The sequence below is a fragment of the Actinomadura meyerae genome (genome assembly GCF_900188445.1).
Lineage (GTDB): Bacteria > Actinomycetota > Actinomycetes > Streptosporangiales > Streptosporangiaceae > Spirillospora > Spirillospora meyerae.
Map to the genome: position 1 here is coordinate 1 of NZ_FZOR01000077.1, position 8,748 is coordinate 8,748.

Sequence of the window (8,748 nt, forward strand, 5' to 3'; positions counted from 1 at the left end):
CATCCGATGCCTCAAACGCTACGTCGCCCGCGAGCTCTACCAGATCATCACCACAAACGATCTTAGACTCGCCGCTTGACATCCATAAGAGCATCAGCCGCCTACACCCCGAAGACGGTCGCGAGGCGGCGCACGCCCTCGGCGAGCTCCGTCTCCCCGGCCGCCGTCCCGTAGCTGAGCCGCAGGTACGGGGCGGGGGCCTCGGCGGGGAAGAACGGGCGGCCCGCGCTGACCAGGACCCCGGCGCGCAGCGCGGCTTCGGCGACGGCCGTGTCGTCGGTGCCGTCCGGCAGCCGCGCCCACAGGTGCAGGCCGCCCGCCGGACGGTCCACCCGCAGGTCCGGCAGGTCGCGGGCGAGCGCGCCGAGCAGCGCGTCCCGGCGCGCCGGCAGCGCCGCGCGGACGGCCCGCAGATGGCGCGGCCAGCCCGGCGAGCTGACCAGCTCCAGCAGCGTCTCCTGGAGCGGCCGGGCCGGGAAGAACTCCTCGACGAGCTGCGTCGCGCGGATCCGCGCGGCCACCGGACCCCGCGCGGCCACCGCGGCGATCCGCAGGCTGGGCGCGGTCGCCTTCGTCAGCGAGGCGATGTGCACGACGCGGCCGTCCTCGTCGCCCGCGATCAGCGGCGGCGGGGGCGCGGAGATGCCGAGATGGCGGGCGTAGTCGTCCTCCACCACGAAGGCGCCCGCCGCCCGCGCCACGTCCAGCACCCGCGCGCGCCGCTCCGCGCTCAGCACGGCCCCGGTCGGGTTGTGGAAGGCGGGCTGGCAGTACAGGACGCGGGCGCCGCTCAGCGCGAACGCCTCGGCGAGCAGGTCGGGGCGGATCCCGTCCGCGTCGATCGGGACCGGCACCGGGTGCAGCCCGCTCGCCCGCGCGACCGACAGCGCGCCGAGGTAGGTCGGGGACTCCACCAGTAGCGGCGCGCCCGGCGGCAGCAGCGCCCGCAGCACCGTCGTCAGCGACTGCTGGCCGCCGCTGGTGATCAGCACGTCGGCGGGGGTGACGGCGCCGCCGACCGTCCGGGCGAACCAGGCGCGCAGCTCCGGCAGCCCGCCGGGCGGCGGCATCGCCCAGGCGTCCGGTCGGCGGGCGGCGCGCGCCGCCGCCGTGGCGAGCGCGCGGACCGGCTGCAGGGCCGGATGCAGGTAGCCGCCGCTGAGCGGCACCACGCCGTCGGGCGGCGGGGTGAGCAGCCACGACACGCCGGACGGGTCGACGGCGCGGTCCCCGAGCGTCACCGCCTGCCAGCCGAAGTCGCCGGGCTCGGCGGCGGGCCGGCGGCGCTCGGCGGCGAACGCGCCGCTGCCCGGACGCGTCACCACCAGCCCCTCGGCGGACAGCAGCCCGAGGGCCCGCGACACCGTGACCGGGCTGACCCGGTGCCGCTCCACCAGCGCCCGGCTCGACGGGAGCCGCTCGCCCGGGGCCATCCGGCGGACTTCGGAGCGCAGCGCGTCGGCGAGCGCCGCCACACTGCTATCGTCTTTCATGAGGACTGAGAATAGCGCTACTGTCTCCGCGCCGATAGCGGCCGCCCCGCGCGGGGCGGGTCTCCGGTTCGCCGCGCTCGGCGTCCTGGCCTTCTCGTTCACCCTCCCGGGCACGGTCTTCGCGCTGGACGGGCTCGACCCGTACCTGGTCGGCGTCGGCCGCTCCGCAGCGGCGGCCGTCCTCGCCGCGGTCGCGCTGCTGGCGGTGCGCGCGCGACCGCCGCGCCGTGACCAGTGGGCTGGGCTCGCGGTCGCCGCGGCCGGTGTGGTGATCGGGTTCCCGGTGCTGTCCACGCTCGCGCTCGACCAGGGCGCCTCGTCCGCGCACGCGGCGGTCGTCGTCGGGCTGCTGCCCGCCGCCACCGCCGTCTGCGGCGTGCTGCGCGCGGGGGAGCGGCCCTCCACGGCGTTCTGGCTCGCGGGCGCGGCCGGCACCGCGTGCGTCACCGGCTTCACCGCGGTCCGCGGCGGCGGCAGCGTCACCGAAGCCGACCTGCTGCTGTTCGGCGCGCTCGCCGCCGCTGCCGCCGGCTACACCGAGGGCGGGCGGCTGGCCCGGGACATGCCGGGCTGGCGCGTGATCTCGTGGGCGCTGCTGCTGGCCGCGCCGGTCACCGTCCCGGTCACCGGGTGGCTGCTCGCCGCGACCGGTCCCGTGTGGACGGGACGCGCCGTGTCCGGTTTCGGCTACGTCGCCGCCGTCTCCGCCTACCTCGGGTTCTTCGCCTGGTACGAGGGGCTCGCGCGGGCCGGGATCGCGCGCGGCGGCCAGGTGCAGCTCGCGCAGCCGATGCTGACCCTGCTCTGGTCGGGGCTCCTGCTCGGCGAGGCGGTCGACGCCGCGACCGCGCTGGCGGCCGCCGCCGTGCTGGTCTGCGTGGCGCTGACCCAGCGCGCCCGCGTGCGGATCAGTCCTTGACGATCTGCGCCAGCAGCGTGACGACGCCGACGCCGACGCCGATCGGGACCGCGAACTGCGGGGCGGCGGCGGTCAGGCCCGCGGCGCCCGCCGCCACGATGATGATCACCAGGCCCCGCGTGCTGATCAGCGGACGCGGCTGGCCGGGTTCGGGGGTCACCTGCTCCGGCGGCACGTGCCTCGGTGGTACTCGCATGCCGGTTCGACCTCCATCCGGATGGACGGTAAGGACCGGGCGGCTCCCCGTCGGGTGACGGGCGACACCGCTGAGCCGCCTCGTCATCAGAGGATTCCCCGGATGTCAACGGCTGGAGCGCGCGGCGCGCGAACACGTCCCAACCATGATCGTTTCATGGGGGATCGCTGGTGCGGCGCGTCCGAGGCATCCCGCGAATCCGGGATCATGACGTGATGGAACGTAAAGGGCGGGTAATGGGTGCTCTGGGTGTGCTGCTGCGCCGGACCGGCTGGGCGGCGGCCTACGTCTTCGGCATCGCGGCGCTCGTCTTCGCCGGGGCCTGGGTGTGGTGGCAGCCCGAGCCGGAGGCGCGGGGCACCGAGCTCAACGGGCTGTGGGCGCGGCACCAGTGGGTGGGGGAGCCGCACACCGAAGCCGAGTACCGCGCGTTCGGCGACCTGCTGAAGCGCAACCGCATCAGCGACGTCTTCTTCCACACGGGCCCGTTCGAGGCGGACGGGACGGTGCCTCCCGCGAAGTACCGCTACGCGCGGCAGCTCGTCCAGGCGATGCGGAAGTACGCGCCCGGCGTCCGGGCGCAGGCGTACCTGGGGCAGATCCGCGTCGTGGAGGGCAAGGGCGTCATCGACCTCGACGACGCCGCGGTGCGGGAGCGGGTCCTGGAGACCGACGCGGCCTTCCTGGACGCCGGGTTCGACGGCATTCACTACGACTTCGAGCCGATCTACCCCGACGACGACGCGTTCCTCGCGCTCATGGACCGCACCCGCGAGCTGACCCGGTCCCGCGGCAGGCTGCTTTCGGTGGCGCTGGAGCAGCCGACGCTCTTCGACGGGCTGCAGCCCGTCTACAAGGCGCTCATCCCGCGCACGGGCGCGGTGCACTACCCGCCGCGCCCGACCAGGGACTTCCTGCGCGCGGTCGCCGACCGCGCCGACCAGGTCGCGATCATGACCTACGACGTGTCGCTGCCGACCGAGGCCCTCGCCGGATGGCACTACGCCCGGCACACCCGGGCGACGCTGGAGCTCATCGGCGACCGCACGTCCGTGTTCATCGGCGTCCCGACCTACCGGCCCCTGATGGACTGGGCGGAAGACCTGCCGGTGGCGCTGCGGGGCGTCCGGCGCGGCATCGACCAGCTGGAGCGCGAGCCCAGGCGCCCGTACGGCGTCGGCGTCTACGCGGGCTGGACGACGGAGCCCGGCGAATGGGCCCGTTTCCGCTCTACCTGGCTGCCCCGGGGGACAGGAAGTCTTGGCGGTTGAGAAACCCGGCCCGCGACGTTTCCGTTCACTTGAACCTGCAGGTAGAAAGGGTTGGGTAGCCCTTCATCCGCCGGGGTATTGCCCGGTGCGGAAGTCAAGACGAGACCAGCGGACGGCAAAGGAAGCGAGGGCGAGGCCATGGGCACCCAGCGGATCGCGCGGCGCGACGCCGACCGGATCGGCGAGCTGTCGGCCGAGTTCGCCGGCTGGCGGATCGGACGGGGCGGGTCCGGCCTGTGGTGGGCCGTCCGCGGCAACGATCTCGTGCGCACTCCCGACGTCGAGGAGCTGCGTGTCCGGCTGCATGAGATGACCGGCGGGTCACGTTATCCGATCGAGTCCGGGAAGTGGCCGGACTGACCCCGTAACGCGGCTTTTGCGTGCCACGATGTGGAGGTGGGAGCCGTCGCCACGCGTACCCCCGAGCGTGTGGCGGCGGCTTCTCCCTTTTTCGTGCGACGTTATGTACGACCTGCGGGTCCAAGAGGAACGGCCGGAACGGTACCGTTCGTTGCATGGCACCCAGCACAACGACTGACGCTCCGTTTGGACGGATGCTGACCGCCATGGTCACCCCGTTCCTGCCCGACGGCGGCGTCGACTACGACGGCGCCGCGCGCCTCGCGACCCACCTGGTCGACGAGCGGCGCCACGACGGCCTGGTCGTCAACGGGACGACGGGCGAGTCGCCGACGACGAGCGACGACGAGAAGAGCAAGCTTCTGCGCGCGGTCATCGAGGCGGTCGGCGACCGCGCGGTGATCGTCGCCGGTGCCGGGACGAACCACACCGAGCACACCCTGAAACTCGCGCGGCAGGCCGAGGCCGCCGGCGCGCACGGGCTGCTCGTGGTCACGCCCTACTACAACAAGCCTCCGCAGGAGGGCCTCGTCCGCCACTTCACCGCCGTGGCCGACGCGACGGGCCTGCCCTGCATGCTGTACGACATCCCGGGGCGCGCCGGGGTGCCGATCGAGAACGACACGCTCGTCCAGCTCGCCGAGCACCCGCGGATCATCGCCGTCAAGGACGCCAAGGGCGACCTGTTCGGCGCGTCCCGGGTGATGGCCGCGACCGACCTGGTCTGGTACTCCGGCGACGACAACCTCAACCTGCCCTGGCTCTCGGTCGGCGCGGCGGGGTTCGTCAGCGTGGTCGGGCATGTCGTCGGCGCCGAACTCCATGAGATGATCGACGCATACCGCGCCGGTGAGCACGGGCGGGCGCTGGAGATCCACCGGCGGCTGCTGCCCGTGGTCACCGCCATCATGACCCGAACGCAGGGCGCCATCGCCGTCAAGGCAGCGCTGAACCTGCTCGGCCTTCCCGGAGGCGGCCCGCTCCGCGCGCCGCTGGTGGAGGCCACGCCGGAGTTCGCGGCGCGCCTGCGAGAAGACCTCACGATAGGGGGAGTCAAAGTGCCTGAGGTCGCCATGCCGGAGGTCGCCCGGTGAGTCATCCTCACCCGGAGCTCTCGGACCCGCCCGCCCCGCCCGACGGCGGGCTGCGCGTCGTCGCGCTCGGCGGGCTGGGGGAGATCGGCCGCAACATGACGGTGTTCGAGTACGGCGGACGCCTGCTCATCGTCGACTGCGGCGTGCTGTTCCCCGAGACCGAGCAGCCCGGCGTCGATCTGATCCTGCCCGATTTCGAGTACATCAGGGACCGCCTCGACGACGTCGAGGCCGTCATCCTCACGCACGGCCACGAAGACCACATCGGTGCCGTCCCCTACCTGCTGCGCGAACGCCGCGACATCCCCCTCGTCGGCTCCAGGCTCACGCTCGCGCTGCTGGAGGCGAAGCTCACCGAGCACCGCATCAAGCCGGTCACCGACGTGGTCGCGGAGGGCGAGCGGCGCGCCTTCGGGCCGTTCGACTGCGAGTTCCTCGCCGTCAACCACTCCATCCCGGACGCGCTCGCCGTGGCCGTCCGCACCCCCGCCGGGCTCGTCCTGCACACCGGCGACTTCAAGATGGACCAGCTCCCGCTGGACGGCCGGCTCACCGACCTGCCCGGCTTCGCCCGGCTCGGCGCCGAGGGCGTCGACCTGCTGATGGCCGACTCGACCAACGCCGAGGTGCCCGGCTTCGTCACCAGCGAGCGCAACATCGGCCCGGTCGTGGACGAGGTGTTCCGCACCGCGAAGGAGCGGCTCATCGTCGCCTGCTTCGCGTCCCACATCCACCGCGTCCAGCAGGTCCTGGACGCCGCCGTCGCCAACGGCCGCAAGGTCTGCTTCATCGGCCGGTCCATGGTCCGCAACATGGGCGTCGCGCGCGAGCTCGGCTACCTCAACGTGCCCGACGGCGTCATGGTCGAGCAGCGGGACCTGGACGACATCCCCGGCGACCGGCTGGTGCTGGTGTGCACCGGGTCGCAGGGCGAGCCGATGTCGGCGCTGTCGCGGATGGCCAACCGCGACCACTCGATCCGCATCACCGAGGGCGACACCGTCATGCTGGCGTCCTCGCTGATCCCCGGCAACGAGAACGCGGTCAACCGCGTCATCAACGGCCTGACCCGGTGGGGCGCGCGCGTCGTGCACAAGGGCAACGCGCTCGTGCACGTGTCCGGGCACGCCTCCGCCGGCGAGCTGCTGTACGTGCTGAACGTGACCAAGCCCGCCAACTTCGTCCCGATCCACGGCGAGTGGCGGCACCTGCGGGCGCACGCCAAGCTGGCCGCGCTCACCGGCGTCCCGGACGAGGGCATCGTCATCGCCGAGGACGGCGTCGTCGTCGACCTGGTGGACGGCCGCGCCAAGATCGTCGGCGCCGTCCCCGCCGGGTACGTGTACGTGGACGGCCTGTCGGTCGGCGAGGTCACCGAAACCTCGCTGAAGGACCGCCGCATCCTCGGCGAGGAGGGGTTCGTCTCCATCGTCGTCGGCATCGACTCGACGTCCGGCAAGGTCGTCGCCGGGCCGGAGGTGCACGCCCGCGGCGCCGGCATCGTCAACGAGGACTTCGACGACGTCATCGAGCGGATCGAGGCCGTGCTCGGGGACGCCGCCGGCGACGGGGTCAACGACCTGCACCAGATGAGCCAGCTCATCCGGCGCACCGTCGGCAAGTGGGTGAGTGACAACTACCGCCGCCGCCCGATGATCGTCCCGGTGGTCGTGGAGGTCTAGCGGACGCGGGGGCGGACGGCCGCCGGGGTCCGCCCCCGGAGGCCGTCCGTTTCCCCAACACGCCCCGCGCCATCCCGGGAACCCCCGGGGTCCTTGGTTACTCTCATAACCATGGCCACACGTGCGTCCGGGGGCGCGAAGACCTCCTCCTCGCGCACGGGGGGCAGTGCGGCTCGCAAGCCCGCAGGTTCATCCCCCCGGAAGCGAACGAGCGGCACCGGCAGAGGCGGCTCCGCCAGGGGCGGCTCGTCCAAGGGCGGCCGCGGCTCGGGGCGGGGGCGCCCCCCGCAGAAGCCCGATCCGATCTCGCAGGCCGTCCTCGGGTTCTTCAAGCTCCTGTTCAAGCTGTACCTGCTCGCCGCGGTCGCGGTCGGCTCGGTCTTCCGCGCCTACGGGCACGGCGCCCGCAACCTCGACCCCGAGCACCGGCGCGACGGCCTCGGGCTGGCGCTGCTCGGCTCCTCGATCGTGCTGGCGTCGGTGACCTGGTTCCGCCCGGACGGCGTCGTCACGATCGCGCTGGAGAAGGTCGTGCGCGGCGGGCTGGGCGTCCTGGCGATGGCGCTGCCCGTCCTGCTGGCGCTGCTGGCGTGGCGGACGCTGCGCCACCCCGAGCAGCACGAGGACACCGGCCGCGTCGTCATCGGCATCACCGCGCTCGGCGTCGGGGTGCTCGGCATCCTGCACATCGCCGCGGGCGTCCCCTCCCCGGCGAAGGACATGGACGGCGTCCGCGAGTCCGGCGGCGTCATCGGCTGGCTGGTGTCGGCGCCGCTGGACGCGGCGCTCAGCGGCTGGGTGGCCGTGCCGCTGCTGCTGCTCCTCTCCGGGTTCGGGCTGCTGGTCGTGACCGCGACGCCCATCGCGAAGGTCCCCGAGCGGGTCGCCGACCTGTGGGCGATGGCGACGCTGCAGGGCCGCCCGGAGCACCCGTCCGAGAGCGCGGGCGAGGACGCGGAGGCGCCGAAGAAGCGGCGCCGCAAGAAGAAGACCGAGGACGGCGCGGACGGCGACGGCGAGCTGGAGGTCGGCGAGCACTCCCGGCCCTACGACACGCCGCTGCTGGAGGACGCGCCGAAGAAGGCCGACCGGCCGCGCCGCGACCTCGCCGACGAGCTGTTCGAGCCCGACCCGTTCGGCGCCGAGGTCCCGCCGCCCGCGCCGCCGCCCGACGACGAGCCGGTGGACGAGCCCGCCGAAGAGCACGTCGCGGGGGCCGCCACGGTGGGGGACGAGCCCCACGAGGTGCCCGATCCGACGCCCGCGCCGCGCCGGTCCGAGCAGCTCCCGCTGTCGTCGTCCGGCGAGATCTACGTGCTGCCCGATCCGTCGGCGCTGCGGCCGGGCAGCGTGTCCAAGCCGCGGACGAAGGCCAACGACACGGTGGTGAACGCGCTCACCGGCGTGCTGGAGCAGTTCGACATCGACGCGCAGGTGACCGGGTTCACCCGCGGCCCGACGATCACCCGGTACGAGATCGAGCTGGGCCCGGCGGTGAAGGTCGAGAAGGTCACCGCGCTGACCAAGAACATCGCCTACGCCGTCAAGAGCGCCGACGTGCGCATCATCTCCCCGATCCCCGGCAAGTCGGCGATCGGTGTGGAGATCCCCAACACCGACAAGGACATCGTCTCCCTCGGTGATGTGCTGCGGTCGCCGGCGGCGACCAACGAGCACCATCCGATGGTGGTGGGGTTGGGCAAGGACGTCGAGGGTCGCACGGTGGTGGCGAA

The 8,748-nt window shown here is 73.3% G+C and carries 8 protein-coding genes; 6 read left to right on the top strand and 2 right to left on the bottom strand.

Going from position 1 to position 8,748, the window contains the following annotated elements; translation table 11 throughout:
* Positions 1-101: 101 nt before the first annotated feature.
* Positions 102-1,493: an aminotransferase-like domain-containing protein gene (locus tag CHF16_RS38590; protein WP_089331155.1), complete on the bottom strand. Its 1,392-nt coding sequence runs from the start codon at positions 1,491-1,493 to the stop codon at positions 102-104.
* On the opposite strand from CHF16_RS38590, the gene CHF16_RS38595 reads away from it, so the two are divergent.
* A complete protein-coding gene (locus CHF16_RS38595; RefSeq protein ID WP_089331156.1) occupies positions 1,492-2,412 on the top strand; it encodes a DMT family transporter in 921 nt (306 codons plus the stop codon). The genes CHF16_RS38590 and CHF16_RS38595 overlap by 2 nt on opposite strands.
* Here CHF16_RS38595 and CHF16_RS38600 read toward each other — a convergent pair.
* Positions 2,402-2,608, bottom strand: a complete 207-nt coding sequence (locus CHF16_RS38600; protein WP_143228338.1) for a hypothetical protein — start codon at positions 2,606-2,608, stop codon at positions 2,402-2,404. The genes CHF16_RS38595 and CHF16_RS38600 overlap by 11 nt on opposite strands.
* Positions 2,609-2,844: 236 nt before the next feature.
* On the opposite strand from CHF16_RS38600, the gene CHF16_RS38605 reads away from it, so the two are divergent.
* From CHF16_RS38605 to CHF16_RS38625, 5 genes are all read left to right on the top strand, one after another.
* On the top strand, positions 2,845-3,879 hold the full coding sequence (locus tag CHF16_RS38605; protein ID WP_245869802.1) for a glycoside hydrolase family 18 protein: 1,035 nt from the start codon (positions 2,845-2,847) through the stop codon (positions 3,877-3,879).
* A gap of 138 nt (positions 3,880-4,017) precedes the next feature.
* Positions 4,018-4,239, top strand: coding sequence for a hypothetical protein (locus tag CHF16_RS38610; protein ID WP_089331158.1), 222 nt, complete (start codon positions 4,018-4,020; stop codon positions 4,237-4,239).
* 194 nt (positions 4,240-4,433) lie between these two features.
* Positions 4,434-5,333, top strand: a complete 900-nt coding sequence (dapA, locus tag CHF16_RS38615; RefSeq protein ID WP_245869803.1) for a 4-hydroxy-tetrahydrodipicolinate synthase — start codon at positions 4,434-4,436, stop codon at positions 5,331-5,333.
* Positions 5,330-7,015 (top strand): ribonuclease J, encoded by a 1,686-nt coding sequence (locus CHF16_RS38620; RefSeq protein ID WP_089331160.1) that lies wholly within the window; start codon positions 5,330-5,332, stop codon positions 7,013-7,015. Before dapA ends, CHF16_RS38620 begins: the two co-directional genes overlap by 4 nt.
* A gap of 111 nt (positions 7,016-7,126) precedes the next feature.
* The coding region (locus CHF16_RS38625; protein WP_179271924.1) for a DNA translocase FtsK 4TM domain-containing protein at positions 7,127-8,748 on the top strand (1,622 nt) is incomplete at its 3' end.